Below are 19,773 nucleotides of genomic sequence, written 5' to 3'. Positions count from 1 at the left end.
GCCAATATCTTCTCTGGAAATGACGGGACGTCTATGGCAGGCACATGTCAAAATGCCAGGAAGGCGTTCGGCCTGGGTGGCTGCGAGCGGGAAATCTTGCAACGGGTGGAGTGAAGCCGAATCGCGTTCGGGAAATTCTCTGTGAACTCTGCGGCTCTGTGGTGCAAATTGAAGAAGTTTCACCACAGAGGCACAGAGGGCACAGAGTAAGAGATCGGACGTGAAAATCCGGAAGAACTGGGATTCCATTATTTAACAGGGATGTTCAGGATGGACATGATGGGAGCCGAATAGGGCGTCGCTCTTTCTTTCTTATCGCACTCGAAGCATCGTTGCATAACAAGGAGGCCCGCAGGTTGCGGGGAGTGTCTATGCATCCAATCAAGGTTTGGATCGACCGGGTCCTTACGCCCCGAGAAAAAGACGGGTTGTTAGCAATCCTGCTTTGGTGGGAGAGGCGCAGGTTCGTTTACAACATGGTCTTGCTCGTGGGTGGTATTCTTGGCCTGATATTTTTGGGCATTTCTATCGAGCTTTCAGGTCATGACAGTCCCCCAGACGACGATTTCGTGCCATTGTTTGGGGCCATATTCTTCGCCGTAGGTGCCAACATTCTATATACAGGCGGGTTGTTCGCGGAGGTTCTACTATGGGCTGTCGGCAGGGGCACTAATCGGGGATTCGCGCCCTACGCCTGGAGCCGGGGTCTATTGTTCATGCTGGTAATGTGCTTCGTGCCAGGAGTTTTAAATTTACCATGCGTAGAGGATTTAATCGGGTGGTTCATATCAGCCATAACGGGGTGACAAAGAACTTCACATCCGCGGTTTTGCCACAGGAACTCTGGAGAGTCCGAAGTTCATGTGTCCGCAGATTTGGGGCATCCATGATAGGTACACGTCGCGGTCCCAAGAGGGCGTTCGGCCTGGGTGGCTGCGAGCGGGAAATCTTGCAACGGGTGGAGTGAAGCCGAATCGCGTCCGGAACATTCTCTGTGAACTCTGTGGCTCTGTGGTGCAAATTGAAGAGGATTCACCACAGAGGCACAGAGGGCACAGAGTAAGAGGTCCGGAAGTGGAAATCCGGAAAGGACGTAAGTGCATTCTTAAACAGGGATGCTCCCACGAAACCGAGCGTATACGATTCTTTCGCCCTTACAGGGCTCATATTGGGCGTGGCTGGAACCTGGGGTTTCGATTCGCGTCTGAAACGCGAATCTCACCCCAGGCTGGAGTCTGCCGTGCCTACGGCACTCCAGAGTGCCGAGTCAAATCATCAATGCGAATCTCGCCCCAGGCTGGAGTATTTCGCGCTTGCAGCGCTCCAGAGTGCCGAGTCAAAGCATCAATGCGAATCTCACCCCAGGCTGGAGTCTGCCGTGCCTACGGCACTCCAGAGTGCCGAGTCAAAACATCAATGCGAATCTCACCCCAGGCTGGCGTCTGCTGTGCCTACGGCACTCCAGTGTATCGAGTCAAATCATCGGTGTGAATCGGTCGTTGAGTCACTTTGGCTGCGGCTATGCCGCGCTGAGCCGTTCCGCTGTGCGCGTGAGGGATTTTGGACAAGGAGAGAAATTGGACATGATTGACACGATTCACGGAATTGCATTTTTGAAAGAGGGGTGTATATGACATGAGGGCATCTTAATCGTGTGAATCTTGTGAATCGTGTCTGATGCTCGACTGTGTATCGGAACGTGTCGTGGGTGATGTGATGCTCTTTCAGAGCGGACAATGGGTGGGGCGCTGACCTGGGGCGTCGTCCTCCTTCGCCCCTGCACTGCGTTTCGGGGCTTCGGAGGACTCTGCCCCAGGCTGTTATGTTTTGCGCCTTGCGGCGTGGAAGAGAAGTAGAGGTTGTGAATGGTGGGGCGAAGCGCATGCACGGTGGGTTGCGGCGATGGAGTGGAGACCTGACGGTCGTGAGTAGTGTCAGGGTCGGGAGACTCTGCCACTACGGGGGGCTTTCGAAATCAGGGACAGACACGTCTGCGCTCCCTGCGGCCGCTGCGCTTGTGTCAGTCCCTGGTTTCGGCGCGCGCGGGGATGGTCTACTTGGCGTGTCCGACGGTCTGGGCGGCGATGATGGATTGCGAGGGGCGGACGTTGATTGCTTTGCCGAATTGGTCCTTGTCGATGGAGACGCGGAAGACGGAGGCCAGGCCTTCGGAGGCGCAGTAGAGGTAGACGTTTTGGGCCTGGGCGCCGGACTCCATGCATGCCCATTCGGTCATCTTCTCAGGGGAGGCGTCGCGCACGCCGGCGAACTTCTCGAAGTCGGCAACGTAGACAAGGTTGAGGGGCGCCGTGTGCGCGTAGTCCTGGGAAGCGCTCTGTTTGCGGAAGTCGCCTTGGGCAACCGGCGTCAATTCGTGCTTGGCGGGATTGTAGAGATAGATGCCTTCTTCAAGCACGACGTAAATGTCGATGGGGTATTTGCCCATGGCGGAGGGTGCGGTGCGATGCCCGTCTTCCCGGTTTACGCCGTCGGCCGCCCACAGCACTTCCGACAGTTGCTGTTTCGTGAGTTTGGTGTCTGCGTACTCCTTATCGGAGTGGCGGTTCTTCAGGGCCTGCATGATAGGAAGTCCAGCGTCGAGCCGGGGTGGATCGAGTGCGATAGTCTCAAGCGGGGCGGGTTGTGCCGCAACGGGGGGAGCCGGTTGGGCGGCAGGCGTTTGGGCAATCAGGGGTGTCGCCGCGAATAGGGCTATGACCGCGAGTACAGCTGCGAGGCGAAGAAGAGTGTTCATGTCGTGCGCTCCGGTAGTCTTGTGATAATAAGTCCTCGCGCTTGCGATTGACAATTCCCTCTATCCGTGCCAACCTTCTTTGGACTTGCATCTTGGCGCACGGCGTCAGTTTCGGGCAATCGGACCAACAATCCAACCGGAGACTCTACGATGAACGCGTTTTTCAGGGACATGCGGCGATGGGCGTGGTGTGCGTTGGTGGTGGCAGGGCTCTTGGCGGGATGCGCCCATGTGGACAAGGCGGAGGGTCCCGCGCCGGGCAGCGAACAGACGGCGCTGGATCGATACGTGAAGACGCCCGACGCGAGCTACAAATATGCGTTGGCCAATACCATCAAGGGCGAGGGCTACACGGCCTATGTGTTGGACATGACGTCGCAGACGTGGCGCACGACAGCAGACGTGGATCGGCCCGTATGGCAACACTGGCTGACGATTATCAAGCCGGACAAGGTTGTGAGCCCGATTGGATTCTTGTTTATCTCCGGCGGAAGCAACGGCGGGAAAGTGCCCGAGAAGGCCGACCAGGGGATGGTGAAGATCGCGCTGGCGACGAATACGGTAACGGCGGATTTGCAGATGATTCCGAATCAGCCGTTGGTGTTTGCCGGTGAAACCCAGGGCCGCAAGGAGGACGCTCTTATTTCCTACACGTGGGACAAGTTTCTACGGACAGGCGACGAGACGTGGCCGGCACGGTTGCCGATGACGAAGGCGGCCGTTCGCGCGATGGATTCGGTGACCTCGTTCTGCGAAAGCGCAGAGGGCGGTGGTGTTACGGTGAACCGCTTTGTCGTGGCGGGCGGCTCGAAGCGAGGCTGGACAACATGGACCACGGCGGCGGTGGACAAGCGCGTGGTGGGGATTGTGCCTGCCGTGATCAACATGCTGAACCTGGAGCCTTCGTTCAAGCACCACTGGGAGGCATACGGGTTCTGGGCTCCGGCAGTCGGAGATTACACGCGCATGGGTCTCATGGATTGGATGGGAACGCCCGAATACCACGCGTTGTTGAAGATTGTCGAGCCGTATGAATACCGCTCGCGGTACACGATGCCGAAACTCATTCTCAACGCGACCGGCGACGAATTCTTCTTGCCGGATTCCACGCGGTTCTATTTGAAGGATTTGCCGGGGGAAACGTACGTGCGCAACGTACCGAACTCGAAGCATTCGCTGGATGGCACGGATGCGTTGGAATCGGTGGCTGCGTTTCATGCGGCCATCGTGAACGGATCGCCGCGTCCCAAGTTCACTTTTGAGCATGCCAAGGGGACCATTACCGTCAAGGCGGCGGTCAAGCCGAGCGCGGTCAAGTTGTGGCAGGCAACGAATCCGAAGGCGCGCGATTTCCGGGTCGATTCCATTGGAAAGACGTGGACCAGCACGGATGTGGCTGATCAGGGCAACGGCGTTTATACGGCGACAGTCGCCAAGCCCAAGAAGGGGTGGACGGCCTACATGATGGAGTTGACCTACGATATGCCGTCCGGTCTGCCATTGAAGTTCACGACGGAAGTCTACGTGACGCCCGATACGCTGCCATTCAAGTACAAAGCGCCCAAGACGCCGCAAGGCGGATTCATGCACGGGGGGAAGGCGAAGTGAGACGTTGCATGGTTCTGGATGGTGTGGATATCAGGAGTTGATCGATGAATTTGCCTGCCCCAATCGCGAAAGTCGTGACCCCTCTGTTCACGTGGTGGCCGCTTGAGAACTCGCTGCAGCAATTGGTGGTCTCAAAAGCCGGTTCAAACGAGCAGATTGCCCTAGTGGAGTCGATTGAGCGCATGAGCGTTGTCGCCGAGCGGCCAGCGTTGCGCGCCGCGCTGTGGCTCTATATAGACGAATTGGATCGAAGTCATTCGATTAGCCAGGGGATCGAGGATACGACCGGGTCGTATTGGCACGGAATCATGCATCGCCGGGAGGGGGATTTCGGCAACGCGCACTATTGGTTTAATCGGGTGGGGATGCACCCGGCCATGCCGCACGGTTACGACCCGCACGCATTTGTGGACGAGGTGCAGCGGCGGCACAAGGACGAGCCGCTGGAGTTGATCGAGATGCAGCGGAAGGAATGGGTGGCGCTGTTCGAATGGTGTGCGAAGTAGGGGGGGCTCCAGCGTCCATAGGCTGAGGAATGAGCATGAGTGCGCAGGACAACTCTGCGCAAAAGACAACGCTCAGCATGGTGTCGCGGGGAGAGTCTGCATGGGTCTCATGAGGCCTAAGTGACTATGAATTAGTCGCTTACGAGTATCGCTTCGAAATCGTGATTTGCGGCACGATATTTGCGTAATTCATACGTTTGGTGGCCCGGTGGGGCGGAAGGATTGGTGTGTCCAATGGCATTTGGTCTGTGCCGTCTCCTCGCCCGGGCTATTCCTGTACTCATATAAGCCGAACAGGAACAACTTAACATGCAGGCATTTCCAGCGCTCGATCCTATTCCACTTCCCGCGCCCGTTTGGCTGTTTGTCGTATTGCATACCGTCACGCTGGCCTTGCACTTCTTTGCAGTGCATTTCCTGGTCGGCGGGCTGACGCTGGCGACGATATGGTCGATCTGGGGGCGTCTGCGCAAGAACTCGGTGTTGTTGAACGCATCGGGCTTGATTGCGCACCGGCTGCCGGTCGTGATGACGTACGTCATCAATTTTGGGGTGCCGCCGTTGCTCTTCACGCAGGTGCTGTACGGACGCGCTTTGTACACGAGCAGTGTGCTGATTGGCGTGTGGTGGATCTCGGTTGTCGCCCTGCTGATGATTTCATACTCTTCGCTGTACCTCATGTCTCGAAGCGCGGACAGGAACCGCTTCTCCGGTTGGGCGGGGCTGATAGCGCTTGTTGTCGTTCTGAAGATTGGGATGATTTATTCCGCGAACATGACGCTGATGCTGCGTCCAGATTTGTGGGTGGAGATCTACCGGACATCTCCGCGCGGGTTGACGCTTGGTTTTGGCGATCCCACCGTGATGCCGCGCTGGTTGTTCATGATGCTTGGATCGATTGGCGTGTGCGGGATTGCGCTGGTGTTCTTGTCGTTGAAATCCAATATGGCTGAGGGCGTCGGGCCTTTCCTGCGCAAGTGGGCGGGACGTCTCATCGCGGCGTTCACGGTGGTGCAGATTGGAATTGGAATTTGGGTGTACCGGGCTCAGCCCGCTGCCGTGCAAGAGGGGTTGACCGAGGGGATCTTCTACCGGGCGTGCGCGGTGCTGTGGTTAGTGACGGCGGTAGCGCTGGTAGCGCTGGGCGGCATCATGAGCATGAAGAGCACGGCGACGTGGAAGTCCGCGACGGTGCTGGCGCTGGCGAGTTTTGTGAACGTGGTGTCGATGGTGCTGGTACGAGACGGTATTCGATTTGTCTCGCTGGACTTGGCGGGATTCAACGTTTGGGATCAAGCGGTCAGCACGAATTGGTCGACCGTAATTCTGTTCTTGGTTCTGTTCGTAGCGGGAATCGGCGTGATGGGTTGGCTCATCAGCGTCGTGGCGAAAGCCAAGCCTGTTGACGAGCGGTATGCGTAAGGAGGAGGGGCGAGTCCATCATGGCGAATGAGAGCCAAGACTCCAACAACGAGAACGCCGCGAATGATTCGATGCCGCGCCGGATATTTTTCAAGGCGGGCGTGGGTCTCGTGGGGGCGTGTTACGCGGGTGCGATAGCGTATCCCGTATACCGTTACCTTTCGACGCCGGCGCGTCAATCGGCGGCGCTCGCCGCAATCAAGGAGATTTCGCTTCCGCCGGAGAAGTTGCCTGCGGCAGGAACTGCGCTTCAGTTTCTGTTTGGCACGCGTCCGGCTTTGTTGATTCGTCACGAGGACGGAACCATGGTGTGTTTCGACGCCGTATGCACTCATTTGGGGTGTACGGTTCAGTTTCAACCCAAAGAAAAGCATATTCACTGCGCTTGCCATGGCGGCATTTACGACATGAACACGGGGAAGAACGTCTCCGGGCCGCCGCCCAAGCCACTCAAACAATACAAGGTGGAGGTTGCCGCCGATGGGCAAATCGTCATCTCTCGAGCGTAGCGCCCAGCCGGGGTGCGTATACGGTTGGCTGGACGAGCGCATCGGCCTCGAAGAGGTGATGGCTCTGGCCAAAGAGAAGGAAGTCCCGCAGCATAGCCACAGCTTCTGGTACTACTGGGGCGGGATAACGCTGTTTCTTTTTCTGGTGCAGCTGCTGACAGGTGTGCTGCTGCTGGTTTACTACCAGCCCGGCGCGAACGCATACGATTCCGTGCGACAAATCACGTACGACATCGATTTTGGCTGGTTGATCCGGTCGGCGCATTCGTGGTCGGCGAATCTCATGGTGCTCGCCGCGTTTGTACACATGTTTTCCGTGTTCTTCATGAAGGCGTACCGTAAACCGCGCGAGTTTGGGTGGTGGAGCGGTTTGGCGCTGCTGGGATTGACCTTTGTCTTTGGGTTCAGCGGGTATTTGCTGCCGTTTGACGAGTTGTCTTTCTTCGCGACGAAAGTTGGTTTGGAGATCCCGCAGACAATTCCCGGGCTAGGGCCTGTCATTGTGTCGCTGGTACAAGGCGGAGAGACGGTCAGCGCAGTGACGATTCAGCGTTTCTTTGCGCTTCACGTGGTTGTGCTGCCCTTGGTCTTTATTGGAATCCTCGGGTTCCATTTGTGGCTTGTTCAGAAACATGGAAATGCAGTACCCCCTGGCGAAGAGTTGAAGCCGGAATCCGAACGCAGAAGCATTCCCTTCTTTCCGAACTTCTTCGCGAAAGATTTGGCGATGTGGCTGATAGCGATGAACGTGTTGGCGATTCTTGCGTCGATGTATCCGTGGGGACTTGGCGCACAAGCGGATCCGGCTGCCGCGGCTCCGGAAGGGATTCATCCGGAGTGGTATTTCATGAGCCAATTCCAAGTGTTGAAGCTTTTCGGACGTTGGATGCCGGGCGCGCTGGGCGAGTACGCCGGGATGGCGTTGTTTGGCGTCGGCGGATTGCTTTGGGCGTTGGTACCGTTTTTTGACAAGGATAGCAAAGCCGGATTGCGCGCCCGCGCCGCCACGTGGTTTGGCGTGCTGGTCGTGATGGGCTTAATCGTAACGACGATTTGGGGCTACGCAGAGGTCTGAGGAGTCCGGATTCATGAACTACCCATCTTGGGAAGTGCCGATTATCGGATCGGGCTGGGTGATAGGCGGTATAGCCATCATTCACGTGCTGATCAGTCATTTTGCCGTTGGCGGAGGTCTCTATCTGCCGATGGCGGAACGAAAGATGCTGCGGCAAGGTTTGACCGAGTGGGGACCGGTGTTGCGCGGCCACTCGAAGTTCTTTCTGATCCTGACGGGTGTGTTCGGCGCATCGACGGGTGTGGCGATCTGGTTTGCAATAGGCTTGGCAAGTCCTGAAGCCACGAGTACGCTCATTCATAATTTTGTTTTCGGATGGGCGATGGAATGGGTCTTCTTCCTGCTCGAATTGACCACGGCGGCGGTCTATTACTACACATGGGGACGAATCGACGACAAATTGCATGTATTTGTCGGTTGGGTTTACGCGGGGATGTCGCTCGCGACCCTGGTCATCATCAACGGTATCCTGACGTTTATGCTGACCCCAGGAAGTGCGTGGCTGGAGGTGGCTGGAACGGGGCAAGAAGCGAGCCGGTTCTGGCAGGCATTCTTCAACCCCACGTATTGGCCGAGCCTGGGACTCCGGACGCTCATCTGTATCACGTTGGCGGGCGTGTGGGCGCTTGTGACGGCAAGCCGTATCGACGGGTTTGAGAATCCGCGTTTGAAGGCAAGCGTGATTCAATGGTCGGCGAAGTGGCTGGTTCCCGCGTATCTGCTCATTCCCGTGTTCTTCTGGTGGTATCTTGAGATGGTGCCGGATGCGCAACAGGCGCTGTTGCAGTTGGGCATGGCCACCATTGGCCAGGGCGTTTTCACGCAAGTGACGCGGGCGGCGCTGGTGACGTGCATGTCATCTGCAACCATTGGGGCGATTGTGTATTTCCTTGCGTATCGGAATCCGCGTGACTTCACGTTTGGCCACGCCTGCGCGGTGTTGTTCTTGGCGTTGGCGGCGACGGCGTCGACGGAGCAGGCCCGCGAGATGCTGCGCAAACCTTATGTAGTGGTCAATCATATGTATTCGAACGGCATTCGCGTGAAGAAAGACGTGGACCGCTTCAATCAAGAGGGGTACCTGGCTTCGACGATTTGGGCGCGACAGGAAGAGCGCGATGCCTGGGCGCGAATGGACGCGCAACCGCCGGCGGAGACACCGGTGGTGGGTCAGGCAGCACCAGCGGCCAACATAGAGACGCCGGGCCTTAAGGCGCAAGAAGCGATCGATCATGCGGCGAAGCTGGCGCGCGGCGAATTGATGATGCGCGGACAATGCATGGCGTGTCACACCGTGGATGGATACCGTTCCTTGCGGCGATTGTTGGCGGGACGCGACCGCGAATCGGTTGGAAGCATTCTGACAATGTTGCACGAGTACAAGGAAGACTCGCACTACCGCAAGTTTATGCCGCCGCTTGTGGGGACTCCGCAAGAAGTCGAGGCATTGGGCGACTACCTGGCGGAGAAAGTTGTTCTCCCGCCGCCAGCGGACGGAAATGTGGCGGTAGCGAGCGCAAGTGGGCCTGGGTCTTCGGCGGCGCCTGCCCCCGCCGCCGCGCCTGGAGCTGAAACGCCGGCTTCTACTCCGGTTGCTCCTGCTGCACCGGCAACCGTTCCGGCATCTGCACCAGCAGAACCGACTGCCGCGCCAGCACCGGTTCCGGCAGAGCCGGCCCCCACGCCAGCACCGGCTCCGGCGCCGTAGCGAAAACATTTGTGCGGCGCGCACGTGGCGCGTGAAGCAACAGGCAGCGGCTCCCTCACCGCTACTTAAAGCGCGCGATGCGGAAGAGGTCGATGGGGTGACTGGTCGATCCTTCCAGGCACAGGTCTGCGAGAATCTCGCCCATGACGGATGCGAACTTATACCCATGTCCCGAGAAGCCGCCTGCGATGGTGACGTTTTCATGGACAGGGTGCTTATCGACTATGAAGTGGCGATCCGGTGACATCGAGTACATGCATACGCTGAAGCGCGTGCGATGCGCTTCCATTTCTGGGAAGGTTTCCTTCAGGAATTGCCGGATACGGACTTCGTCGCCGGGTTCGAGGCCGCGGTTGAGTTCGTCGGGATCGTCGACGGGGTCGCCGCCGGTATGTTCAGCAATCTTCATCCCCTCTTCCGTGAACGCGGGGAATCCGTAGAATGCTCCGTAATCGCGCTCGACGTAGTAGGCCGGGAATTCCGGTCCGCGGTACTCGGCGATTGTTGGCGCCGTATACCAGAGCTGGACTTTGCGCAGCACATGGACGGGTGCTCCGAGCTGCGCGAGCATGGAGGCCGCCCACGGCCCCGCAGTGACTACAAGATTTCCCGCATGCAGCTCTCCGCGCTCCGTCGTGAGCGTGATGCCGTTACCATCGGCATGCCACGCAAGAACGTCATGGTGTATGAGCACGTCGGCGCCGCAACTCTGTGCGAGAGCGACTTGCTGTTCGATGCACGATTCGACGAGGAGATAGCCGCCAATCGGATCGACGTAGGCGACGAAATCTTCAGGCAGCATGATTTGGGGGTAGCGCCTTCGAGCTTCGGCAGCATCGATGCGCTCGTGCGGAAGATCATGTTGGGCATAGCAGGATTCTAATCCTGCTATCACATCCGAGCCTGGCGCTCCCGAAAGGAGGAGGCCGCTGCGGACGAGGAGATTCCGTCCACAAGCGGCCTCCAATTCGTTCCATAAATCGTAGGCGCTGTTTAGTAACGGCACATAGTCGGGATGCTCATGGTACGCTTTGCGAATCATGCGGCATCCGCCATGGGAACTACCTTGGTCGTGCGCAATCCCATGACGTTCCACCCCGCACACGCGCAATCCTCGTTTGGCCAGGCTGTAGAGCGCTGCACTACCCATTCCACCGAGACCAAGCACAATTGCGTCGTACGTGGGATGCTTCATCTATGTGCCTCCCGCAACAAGACGCGGCAGATTCTTACTTTTTGGACTTGCCGCCCTTCTTGCGCTGTTTGTTAAGCGCTTCGTAGAACTCGCGGTTCTTTTTCCAAAGCGCTTTCATCGCTTTCATCTCCGCGTTGGGCGTCACCTTTGTCAGCGTGATCTGCTGCTTGGGCTTGTTGTCCCAATCGCCCTTCACGTCCTTCAGCACCGGAAGCCGCTTCGCCACGGGCGGCACTTTCGAGGCCGCCGATGGTTTGTCGGCATACCAGTAGGCCACCGTGCTCATTTCGTTACAGAGATGATTCGCGTGGCCGTGTTCGATCGTCACCTTGATCGATTTGTTGAACCGGACGGGGTTTTCGATGTGGTGCACGTAGCTGGTCTGATAACCGCCGGTATTGCTTTCGTGGATGGATGAGCCGTTGCGCATGAACGCGTTAGGCTGCATGCCCCAAGCCTGATTGAGGTAGTCCTCGCTGCCGGTGCCGTGCAGGTCAGGCGGCCACTTGTAGCCGTCCACCCAAATCATGTCGTCGCCTTCGCCCCACCAGGTGCGCTGAAAATTCGTCACACTGATGTTGCAGCCGACATAGTGGCCGCGGCCTTGGGTTTCCAGGATGACGTAGTTGTTGTTGTACGCAAGCCGTTCCTTGTTGGCAACGTCGGCCTCGGGCCGATTCACCCAGATCTCGTGGCCCCAACCGCCAAACGGGTTTTCCCGGCGGAATTCTGCATGGAAGTACATTTCGTCTTCGGGCAGGGGGTCTTTGTAGGTTTCGTAGTCGATGTAGAAATATTGACCGTGAACGTCTGGGCTCTCGTTGATGAGCTCGACCAGAGCGCGTTCGCGGAACGGCATCTGCGCGTAGCAATTGAGCGCGCACCCTTCATTGAACCGGTTGTTGTTGAAGGTCGATGCGCTGAACAAGAACGACTGATACGAATTCACGATGCTGTGGCCGAGGCCGAAGAAGTCGCCGAGCGGAACGAGCACGCTGGCGTGCGGGGCGTTGTCCCATGTGAACCGCAGCAGGCATTCGCGGTAATGGTGCCGCTGGGTCATCCAGATATGCAGAATGCGCCCGGGGCCTTTGATGTCGGCGAGGACACGCGTCTCGCCCGGTTGAATCTGCCACGCGTCCGCGTTGTGTCCGGTGGTATCCCACGACGAGAACCGGCCCGATTTGCCGGGACGCCGCTTGGTAAGAAGGTCGTACATATCATTCTCCCTCCCGCAACCGCGGGAAATCTCTTTGGTGAAACTGCACTTAGTGAATACAACCGCAGGCCCCCCCATACCGTTGCATTCGCCTGTGGAATGATATGCGTGCTTGCCAGGCACAATGTGAGCCGCGCGCCATCGGCGGCTCCAGGAAGGTCGCTTATTTCACCTCCCTGCTCTGCTCGATGCGGTACGCGATGCCGCGCGCATTCATGAGTACGTCGCGGTCAACGTGAGCCAGGTCGGAAGGAGTGGGTTCGATACCGCACTCTTCGAACAAGCGCATCGCCGCTGCTTGTACCCGTTGTTGTAGGAAAGACAGCAAATCGTCGCCTTCGAGATCGGAAGTCATGCCTCCGCGCATGGCCTCCTCCAAGGCATCGATTGACTGAAGCAATACATCTCCGGCTGCCGCGACATCGGTTACGACACCGAAATGGCTTACGCATAAACGCTCCGTGCCGCTGTCGAGCACACGGCGCACGGAAACGCGTGCGGCCTCCGGATCGAAGTCGGTGGGCGGACTCGAGAAGTAGATGTACGGTTTGTTCCCGTGCTGAATGCTCGGGTAGTGCATGCCGAAGGCGTCGCCGGTGAAGGCGCTGCCTGTGGCGAGGTCGATCATGGCGATATGGTGCTTCGAGTGGCCCGGCGTATGGAGGAACAGGAATGTGCGTTTGCCGAAGCGGAGCCTTTGGCCGTCTTCCACGGCTTTCACGCGTGACGCACGTATCGGAGCGACGTTTCCGTAGAGCGTCTCGAAGACTTCGCGGCCATAGACGTGTGTCGCACTTTCAACGAGGCGCGTTGGGTCAATGAGGTGCCGTTCCGCGCGGGGATGACACAACACCTTTGCTTTGGGGCAGTGTTTCAGCAACTCGGCTGCGCCGCCGCAGTGATCGAGGTGGGCGTGCGTCACTACGACGTAGCGCACGCAATCGGGGGTTAGCCCTTGCTCTTCGACGGCACGCAACAAAACCGGGACCGCCAACGCCGTATTTGTGTCGACGATAGCGATGTGGCCTTCTTCCACGACCAGGTAGGCCGCGGCGCTTTCAGGAGCGCGATAGTGGCAATCCACCGTAACGACGGTTTCCGGCCCGCGACGTTGCATGTCGGTTACTTTCCTCCTTGCGCGACAGGTCATCCTTGGACAACCCCGAGCGCGAATGAATTGTCGCATACCCGCGCGGTCCATCGCGAATTGAACGGACAGCCGAAGCCGTTGATAAGGTTTACGGAGCATCAACCTCGTAAGGCGGAAAGCAGGAACAGACCCGTCTGCGCTCACTGCGTTCGCTTCGCTTGGGTCAGTCCCTGGATTCCGCCGCTATTGACTCTTCCTTGGGTCAACCACTGTGTTGCCTTAATTGCGATTCGCTACACCGGGGAGATCGCGCGAAGACATGCAACGTGGGCATGGGACGCGTGATGTGCAATACTGAGGACGGGACGCGGGCAGTATGAAATCCATACAGGAGACCTGTCATGGCAACTGCATTGGAGCATTACGAGAACCTGCTGGCTGAGCACTACACATGGCTGTACGGCGGTTGGGAAACGAAGCTCGAGGAAAACCGTGCGTTCTTCGCTCAGATTGATCTTCTCGATGGCGCGGGCAAATCGGCGGTGGACTTAGGGTGCGGCTCGGGATTTCAGTCTGTGCCCTTGGCGCAAGCGGGATACGAGGTCTATGCCGTCGACATAAGTTCCACGCTTTTGAGCGAACTCAGACAGCGTGCGGATGGACTTCCCATCGTATGCGTTGAAGGGGACCTGCTCGACTTTATGCACACGTGCCCGGCTTCGCCGGATCTTGTCGTGTGTATGACGGACACGATCTTGCATCTCGCGGACAAAGCGGCGATTGAGCAGTTGTTTGGCTCGGTTGCGGGGGCGTTGGCGCAGGGTGGCGCGTTTGTATTGAGTTTCCGCGATAACAATGCGGAGCCGAGGGACATAGACCGCATTATCCCTGTTCGAAGCGACGATCGCACAATCTTTACGTGCATTCTCGAATACGAGGCGGAACACGTGAAGGTGTTCGACGTTACGTATACGCGAGAGGGCGAACGCTGGTCGATGAGCAAGAGCTTCTATCGAAAGGTCCGCGTTTCCACGGAATGGGTGAGGCAGGCGTTGGAGCAGTCGGGCTTGCGCGTGGTGGACGCAAACGTTGTGCGAGGAATGACGTATCTGGTGGCGCAGAAATCATAAGCAGGTGAAACGGCGGGAATGTGAAGAGTTGTGAATTCGGAGGGGTAGTGAGGTGTCGAACGAACCGGTACACAATTCGGACAAAAGGATAGTCCCGAACGCGAAGTGGGGCCGCGAAATCGTGTAGAATAGAGGTATGTTTAGTGCCCCGAAGTCATTCCGCCTGCACATTGGATTGTTCGGCCGCCGCAATGTCGGCAAATCCAGCCTGTTGAACGCAATCACGCGTCAGCAGGTGTCCATTGTGTCTGAATTCGCAGGCACCACCACCGATCCCGTCGAAAAGCCCATGGAGCTCTTGCCGCTGGGCCCCGTCTTATTTATTGACACGGCAGGTATCGATGATGTGGGCGCCTTGGGTGAGTTGCGGGTCAAGAAGACGCAGCAAGTCTTCGAGCGAACGGACCTTGGCGTGTTGGTGACGGAAGCGTCGCAATGGGGCGAATTCGAGTCGGAGATTCTCGACGAGTTCTCGTCGCGGGAGATTCCCGCCGTCGTCGTCTTTAACAAGGTGGATTTGGGTGAGCCCGAACCGTCCTTGATCGAAGCGCTTCATGCCAAAGACATTCGAACTGTTCAGACAGTCGCGGCAAGTGGACAGGGTGTCCTCGACTTTCGAGAAGCGTTGCTGGAAGCCGCCCCCGAAGAATTTGTGAACAATCCGACCATCCTTGGCGACCTTGTCGGGCCGGGAGAGATGGCCGTTTTGGTAGTGCCGATTGACAAGGAGGCGCCGAAGGGCCGGCTCATCATGCCGCAGGTTCAATCGATCCGCGATTTGCTGGATTCAGATGCCTATTGCATGGTCGTTAAGGAGCGCGAACTTCGCGCGGCCCTGGAGCGCCTGACGCGGCCGCCGCGGCTCGTGGTGACGGATTCGCAGGCATTTTTAAAGGTGGCCGCCGACACGCCGCCGGAAATTCCCATAACCAGTTTCTCGATCTTGTTTGCGCGTTTCCACGGAGATCTCATTGCGCAAGTTCAGGGCACTGTTGCCATCGACTCGTTGCGCGCGGGCGACCGCGTGCTGGTGTCCGAGGCGTGCAGTCATCACCCCATTGGCGAGGATATCGGGCGCGTGAAGATTCCGCGTTGGCTGACGCAGTACGTGGGCGGAAAGCTACACTTCGATACGGTTCAAGGACATGATTTCCCCGAGGACTTGCCGTTGTACAAGCTGGTCATCCATTGCGGGGCGTGCACGTTGAACCGGCGCGAGATGCTCAGCCGTATATTGCGGTGCAGGCAGGCAGGTGTTCCGATTACGAACTACGGACTTACCATCGCCTACAGTCTGGGTATCTTCGAGCGGGCATTGGGGCCGTTCCCGGCGGCGTTGCAGGCGTACCGCGACGCGTTGGCGGCCATGCAACACTGCCCGCGCGGAGAGTCTCCTGAGCCTGCCGGAACCGTGGCGGATGGAGCGTGTGTGTATACGGGAGAGGCGCCGAACGGATAGAGTGAGCGGCGGCAGGCCCGCGAGTTTTGGAGTGGAACCTGAGAAAGCGGCAGTGAACGATGTATTTGATCGACGATAGCGACATACTCTCGTGGTTGGAGGAAGAAGATCCCGACCGCCTTAATGAATTGTATCGGATGGCGGATGAAGTCCGCAGGGAGGCTGTTGGCGAAGAGGTGCACCTTCGCGGCCTCATTGAGATTTCGAATTACTGCTCGCGATTGTGCGGCTATTGCGGATTGCGCGCAGGAAACCGCGAGATCGAGCGCTATCGAATGCACGAGGACGAGATTCTCGGGTGTGCGCGCCAAGCCGCGCAGTACGGTTACGGCACGGTCGTCCTGCAAGGGGGCGAGGACTACGGGATTGAGCGGGAATGGCTTGCGAACATCGTGCGGCGCATCAAGGAGGAAACACCGCTTGCCGTGACGCTCAGCATGGGTGAGCGCCCGTATGACGACCTGGCTGCATGGAAAGAAGCCGGAGCTGACCGGTTTCTACTTCGATTCGAGACGTCGGACCCCGAACTCTACAAGCGGATCCACCCGGCGGCAGCGACGGATGGCGGGGTCGATCGCATTGAAATCCTTGGCCAGTTGCGCGAACTGGGATACGAAGTTGGAAGCGGCGTGATGGTTGGGATTCCCGGGCAGACGTATACGGGTCTTGCCCTGGATATTGCGCTCTTTCGGCGACTCGACCTGGACATGATTGGGGTAGGCCCCTATATTTCGCATCCGGATACGCCGCTCGGCAAAGGCGACTGGGTCCGCCCCATCTTGCCGCAGGAGCAGGTCCCAAACACGGAACAAATGACGTACAAAGTCCTTGCCCTGACGCGCCTGGTGTGTCCGGAGGCCAACATTCCGAGTACAACGGCGCTCGCGACCATCAACAAGGAAACGGGCCGCGAGTTGGGGCTGATGCGAGGGGCGAACGTGGTCATGCCGAACATGACGCCGCCCAAGTACCGGGCTCTCTACGAAATCTATCCGGCTAAGGCGTGCATCGACGAGTCGTCGGGCGAGTGCCGAGTATGCCTGCGCCGCCGGATTGAGGCCATTGGCCGGCAGGTGGGGACGGGGCAGGGCGGCCGGCTGCGCAGCGTTTAGCCTACAATTTACCGCGGCGCAACTGAGCGCCGGCACATATTCCCCAGATCAGTAAGAAACCCATTCCATTCCGAGTCGAATGCCGGTAGGATATGGCCCGCAAGGCGAATCCGGTGAAGGTGTGTCCGCGACGAGTGACTCTAGCGGAATCGATGTGAAGGCGGTGTAGAGAATGGGAAGAAGAGAGAGCGCGCCCGTGCTGGGACCATTGGTGCTCGAACGACTGATGCACTACTACCACCTCGTGGCCGAGCAAATCGAGGAGCGGCCGCATGGGCGGGTGTCGAGTGCCGAAATTGCGCACTTGCTGGGTATGGACGATACGCTGGTACGCAAGGATTTGGCCGCAATCGGTGTGCGCGGACGGCCCCGAGTGGGATTCAGTACCGCGGAGCTGATGGAAGCAGTTCGAATCACGCTCGGATTCAATGACACCTACAAAGCGGTTATCGTGGGCGCTGGCCGTATGGGCGGAGCAATTGCATCCTATGCGGGGTTCGCGAAGTACGGGCTTTATGTTGTCGCGCTGTTCGACGTGGACGCCGAGCGCGTGGGCAATGTCCAAGGAGGCGTCTTCGTTCAGCCTCTTGAGAATCTGGAGACTGTCATCGCGCGGCACGACGTGCGCCTGGCGATTCTGACCGTGCCCGCGGACGCGGCTCAGGCGTTGGCCGACCGCATGGTTGCGTCGGGCATACGCGCCATCTGGAACTTCGCGCCCACGAGTCTGGTTGTGCCGCCGGGCGTGTTTGTGCGGCACGAGCACATTTCGATCGGACTGGGCGAGTTGGCCTACTTCCTGAAGCAGTACCGAGGTGCGGAAGCGAGGGAAGCGGCCGCGGAAGGCTCCGAGTCGAACTCCGGAACGTCGTCTTAGCCGCACCTCTCCACGCTAATCGCGGGCGCCCTGCCCGCGATACACGACCCCATCTGTTCTGATTGTTCAATTCGTTGTAGTACGGTATGATGACACCCAACAGGGGTTACGGGATGGAGCACATCCGACTTTCCATGGAGAGGAACGCGCATGGTCTGGTACTACGCCGAGGGCAACAATCAGATTGGCCCCAAGAGTGAAGCCGAATTTCAGCAACTGGTCTCCGCGGGGGTGATTCGCGCCGATACGTTGGTGTGGCGCGAGGGCATGCCGGGTTGGAAGGCCTACGGTGAAGTCGATCCTTCGCTTGTGTTCTCCGGCACCCAATCAGCACTTCAGGCGCAGCCTTATGTCCGGGACGAAGGGGCATACGACACGGCGATGACGATTTGTTCGTCGTGCGGGAACACCTTTCCCTCCGAAGACGTCATCGAGTTCGCGGGCAGGTACGTATGCGCCGCGTGCAAGCCGGCTTTCGTTCAGCAACTTAAGGAGAGCGGCCGCGTTCCGGGCGCGATGGCCTACGCGGGTTTTTGGATACGGTTGGGGGCGCGTATCATCGACACAGTGATTCTGGTCGTGGCCAACTATCTGGTTACTGCCGTGCTCGAGATGGTTTTCGGTCGTGCAGGAGAAGCTGCCGCGTTGACTGTGCTTCTGCTTTCTGTGCTGATCAATTGGGGGGCTTCGATAGGTTATTTCACCTACTTCCATGGAAGATATGGAGCAACGCCGGGAAAGTTGGCGCTAGGGCTTCGGGTTGTGCGCGAAGACGGCAGTCCAATCACGTATTTGCGGGCGTTCGCCCGGTATTGGGGGGATGTGCTGACCGGTCTGACATTCTTTATTGGCTACATCATCGCCGCATTCGATGACGAGAAGCGCGCCCTTCACGACCATATTTGCAGCACGCGCGTGGTTCACGTTTAGGTATGGGCGAGCCGACAGAGGGCCAGACGTGAGTGTGTCGCCGTTTCACTGCGCGAAGTGCGGGACTCTTTTCCCGGAATACGCCCTGAATGCACAGGATCTGACTCCATGTCCTGCATGCCGAGCGCCTGTGTTGGGATTGGTTTTTCCCGCGCTGCTACGTCCCCAGGGTCCGGGTGAGCGAGCGGAGAGCATCCTTATAGACGGCGAGAGCAGTTGCTTCTATCACCCTTCGAAGAAGGCAGCGGTTCCGTGTGACGGTTGCGGCCGTTTCTTGTGCACGCTGTGCGATGTCGAAATCGGTGACCGGCATTTGTGCCCGGTCTGTGTCGAGAATGCCCCGAAGAAGGGCAAGCTGGTGCAGCTTGAGCCGTCACGGTATCACTACGATTCTATTGCGTTCTTGCTTGCTACCATGCCGCTGCTGTTGTTCTTCATGTGCTGGCCTGCCATGGTTGTGACCGCGCCACTGAGTTTCTATCTGTGTATCCGTCACTGGAATACGCCCTTGAGCGTAGTGCCGCGCACACGCATCCGTTTTGTGTTAGCACTGTTCTTTGTCTTGTTGCAGATCGGGGGCATGGGGCTGGTGATCCTTGGACTCGTGGTTGGATGAGGATATGACATGAGGCCACAACTTGTAGATTACCGGCGTCTTCCCGGAAGGACGCTGCTCACACCGGGGAAGACGCAAGCCCTGTATGCCGGTCCCGATCACCTGTTGCTCCTCTCGACGTCTATGTTCGCGGAATCGTACAAGAGGTTCTACTACGGAGACATTCAGGCAATCACGGTACGCAAGACTTCGACGGGCGCAGTCTGGAATGCAGTTTTGAGTATAGGCCTAGCCCTGCTTGCGGGCTTTATTCCGGTTGCGTTGAATCTTGGCACTGAAGGGTGGCTTGCGCTGTCGGGCATTGCGATTGTCTTCGCAGTGTTCGCGTTGTTGCTGCTTGTGACGAATCTTATTCTGGGGCCGACGTGCGAATGCAGCATTCTGACCGCGGTTCACGAGGAGCGGGTAGTCGCGCTAGGGCGTTTATGGCAGGCACGAAAGGCCATCGCATCCTTGCGCCCCATCATTGACACCGTTCAGGGTACGGTGACTGCGGAAGCCGCCGCGGAGACGATTGCGGCGATATTCGCGACGCCCGAAGCTCAAGCGACTATTGAACAGC

17 protein-coding genes are annotated in these 19,773 nt (G+C 58.2%); 13 read left to right on the top strand and 4 right to left on the bottom strand.

The window, feature by feature from the left end; translation table 11 throughout:
- Nucleotides 1-2,053: 2,053 nt before the first annotated feature.
- Nucleotides 2,054-2,755: a SagB/ThcOx family dehydrogenase gene (locus K1Y02_16965; GenBank protein MBX7258055.1), complete on the bottom strand. Its 702-nt coding sequence runs from the start codon at nt 2,753-2,755 to the stop codon at nt 2,054-2,056.
- A 150-nt stretch (nt 2,756-2,905) separates the two neighbouring features.
- Here K1Y02_16965 and K1Y02_16960 point away from each other — a divergent pair, with 150 nt between their 5' ends.
- The 6 genes from K1Y02_16960 to K1Y02_16935 all read left to right on the top strand — a co-directional run bounded on the left by K1Y02_16960 (nt 2,906) and on the right by K1Y02_16935 (nt 9,583).
- Nucleotides 2,906-4,363: a PhoPQ-activated pathogenicity-related family protein gene (locus tag K1Y02_16960; protein MBX7258054.1), complete on the top strand. Its 1,458-nt coding sequence runs from the start codon at nt 2,906-2,908 to the stop codon at nt 4,361-4,363.
- A gap of 44 nt (nt 4,364-4,407) precedes the next feature.
- Nucleotides 4,408-4,869 (top strand): hypothetical protein, encoded by a 462-nt coding sequence (locus K1Y02_16955; GenBank protein MBX7258053.1) that lies wholly within the window; start codon nt 4,408-4,410, stop codon nt 4,867-4,869.
- 309 nt (nt 4,870-5,178) lie between these two features.
- Nucleotides 5,179-6,291, top strand: coding sequence for a hypothetical protein (locus tag K1Y02_16950; GenBank protein MBX7258052.1), 1,113 nt, complete (start codon nt 5,179-5,181; stop codon nt 6,289-6,291).
- Between the two features lie 20 nt (nt 6,292-6,311).
- The gene (locus K1Y02_16945) at nt 6,312-6,800 is read left to right on the top strand and encodes a Rieske (2Fe-2S) protein (GenBank protein ID MBX7258051.1); all 489 of its coding nucleotides are present in this window, start codon (nt 6,312-6,314) and stop codon (nt 6,798-6,800) included.
- A complete protein-coding gene (locus tag K1Y02_16940) occupies nt 6,772-7,875 on the top strand; it encodes a cytochrome bc complex cytochrome b subunit (GenBank protein MBX7258050.1) in 1,104 nt (367 codons plus the stop codon). The genes K1Y02_16945 and K1Y02_16940 overlap by 29 nt, the downstream gene beginning before the upstream one ends.
- A gap of 13 nt (nt 7,876-7,888) precedes the next feature.
- Nucleotides 7,889-9,583, top strand: a complete 1,695-nt coding sequence (locus tag K1Y02_16935; GenBank protein ID MBX7258049.1) for a cytochrome ubiquinol oxidase subunit I — start codon at nt 7,889-7,891, stop codon at nt 9,581-9,583.
- A gap of 61 nt (nt 9,584-9,644) precedes the next feature.
- On the opposite strand, the gene solA is transcribed toward K1Y02_16935, so the two are convergent.
- The 3 genes from solA to K1Y02_16920 all read right to left on the bottom strand — a co-directional run bounded on the left by solA (nt 9,645) and on the right by K1Y02_16920 (nt 13,114).
- Nucleotides 9,645-10,778 (bottom strand): N-methyl-L-tryptophan oxidase, encoded by a 1,134-nt coding sequence (gene solA, locus K1Y02_16930; GenBank protein MBX7258048.1) that lies wholly within the window; start codon nt 10,776-10,778, stop codon nt 9,645-9,647.
- A 34-nt stretch (nt 10,779-10,812) separates the two neighbouring features.
- Nucleotides 10,813-11,997 (bottom strand): DUF2961 domain-containing protein, encoded by a 1,185-nt coding sequence (locus K1Y02_16925; protein MBX7258047.1) that lies wholly within the window; start codon nt 11,995-11,997, stop codon nt 10,813-10,815.
- 163 nt (nt 11,998-12,160) lie between these two features.
- On the bottom strand, nt 12,161-13,114 hold the full coding sequence (locus tag K1Y02_16920; protein MBX7258046.1) for an MBL fold metallo-hydrolase: 954 nt from the start codon (nt 13,112-13,114) through the stop codon (nt 12,161-12,163).
- Nucleotides 13,115-13,488: 374 nt separating this feature from the next.
- Between K1Y02_16920 and K1Y02_16915 the strand changes: the two genes are divergently transcribed.
- The 7 genes from K1Y02_16915 to K1Y02_16885 all read left to right on the top strand — a co-directional run.
- Nucleotides 13,489-14,217, top strand: coding sequence for a class I SAM-dependent methyltransferase (locus tag K1Y02_16915; GenBank protein MBX7258045.1), 729 nt, complete (start codon nt 13,489-13,491; stop codon nt 14,215-14,217).
- Between the two features lie 136 nt (nt 14,218-14,353).
- The gene (gene hydF / locus K1Y02_16910) at nt 14,354-15,676 is read left to right on the top strand and encodes a [FeFe] hydrogenase H-cluster maturation GTPase HydF (GenBank protein ID MBX7258044.1); all 1,323 of its coding nucleotides are present in this window, start codon (nt 14,354-14,356) and stop codon (nt 15,674-15,676) included.
- A 59-nt stretch (nt 15,677-15,735) separates the two neighbouring features.
- Nucleotides 15,736-16,788, top strand: a complete 1,053-nt coding sequence (hydE, locus tag K1Y02_16905) for a [FeFe] hydrogenase H-cluster radical SAM maturase HydE (protein ID MBX7258043.1) — start codon at nt 15,736-15,738, stop codon at nt 16,786-16,788.
- 172 nt (nt 16,789-16,960) lie between these two features.
- Nucleotides 16,961-17,665 carry a redox-sensing transcriptional repressor Rex gene (locus K1Y02_16900; protein ID MBX7258042.1) on the top strand — a complete coding sequence of 235 codons (705 nt, stop codon included), beginning with the start codon at nt 16,961-16,963 and terminating at the stop codon, nt 17,663-17,665.
- 150 nt (nt 17,666-17,815) lie between these two features.
- Nucleotides 17,816-18,595 (top strand): RDD family protein, encoded by a 780-nt coding sequence (locus tag K1Y02_16895; protein MBX7258041.1) that lies wholly within the window; start codon nt 17,816-17,818, stop codon nt 18,593-18,595.
- Between the two features lie 28 nt (nt 18,596-18,623).
- Nucleotides 18,624-19,211, top strand: coding sequence for a hypothetical protein (locus K1Y02_16890; protein ID MBX7258040.1), 588 nt, complete (start codon nt 18,624-18,626; stop codon nt 19,209-19,211).
- Between the two features lie 9 nt (nt 19,212-19,220).
- Nucleotides 19,221-19,773: hypothetical protein (locus K1Y02_16885; protein MBX7258039.1), on the top strand; the 553-nt coding region annotated here is incomplete at its 3' end.

Source organism: Candidatus Hydrogenedentota bacterium (assembly GCA_019695095.1).
Lineage (GTDB): Bacteria > Hydrogenedentota > Hydrogenedentia > Hydrogenedentales > SLHB01 > JAIBAQ01.
Note: the sequence above shows the minus strand (reverse complement) of the source record. Positions and strands in the feature narration are given on the sequence as shown.

Excerpts from the sequence above, each read along its gene's own strand:
- K1Y02_16965 (MBX7258055.1), bottom strand. The coding sequence starts at position 2,755 with ATGAACACTCTTCTTCGCCTCGCAGCTGTACTCGCGGTCATAGCCCTA.
- K1Y02_16960 (MBX7258054.1), top strand. The coding sequence starts at position 2,906 with ATGAACGCGTTTTTCAGGGACATGCGGCGATGGGCGTGGTGTGCGTTG.
- K1Y02_16955 (MBX7258053.1), top strand. The coding sequence starts at position 4,408 with ATGAATTTGCCTGCCCCAATCGCGAAAGTCGTGACCCCTCTGTTCACG.
- K1Y02_16950 (MBX7258052.1), top strand. The coding sequence starts at position 5,179 with ATGCAGGCATTTCCAGCGCTCGATCCTATTCCACTTCCCGCGCCCGTT.
- K1Y02_16945 (MBX7258051.1), top strand. The coding sequence starts at position 6,312 with ATGGCGAATGAGAGCCAAGACTCCAACAACGAGAACGCCGCGAATGAT.
- K1Y02_16940 (MBX7258050.1), top strand. The coding sequence starts at position 6,772 with ATGGGCAAATCGTCATCTCTCGAGCGTAGCGCCCAGCCGGGGTGCGTA.
- K1Y02_16935 (MBX7258049.1), top strand. The coding sequence starts at position 7,889 with ATGAACTACCCATCTTGGGAAGTGCCGATTATCGGATCGGGCTGGGTG.
- solA (MBX7258048.1), bottom strand. The coding sequence starts at position 10,778 with ATGAAGCATCCCACGTACGACGCAATTGTGCTTGGTCTCGGTGGAATG.
- K1Y02_16925 (MBX7258047.1), bottom strand. The coding sequence starts at position 11,997 with ATGTACGACCTTCTTACCAAGCGGCGTCCCGGCAAATCGGGCCGGTTC.
- K1Y02_16920 (MBX7258046.1), bottom strand. The coding sequence starts at position 13,114 with ATGCAACGTCGCGGGCCGGAAACCGTCGTTACGGTGGATTGCCACTAT.
- K1Y02_16915 (MBX7258045.1), top strand. The coding sequence starts at position 13,489 with ATGGCAACTGCATTGGAGCATTACGAGAACCTGCTGGCTGAGCACTAC.
- hydF (MBX7258044.1), top strand. The coding sequence starts at position 14,354 with ATGTTTAGTGCCCCGAAGTCATTCCGCCTGCACATTGGATTGTTCGGC.
- hydE (MBX7258043.1), top strand. The coding sequence starts at position 15,736 with ATGTATTTGATCGACGATAGCGACATACTCTCGTGGTTGGAGGAAGAA.
- K1Y02_16900 (MBX7258042.1), top strand. The coding sequence starts at position 16,961 with ATGGGAAGAAGAGAGAGCGCGCCCGTGCTGGGACCATTGGTGCTCGAA.
- K1Y02_16895 (MBX7258041.1), top strand. The coding sequence starts at position 17,816 with ATGGTCTGGTACTACGCCGAGGGCAACAATCAGATTGGCCCCAAGAGT.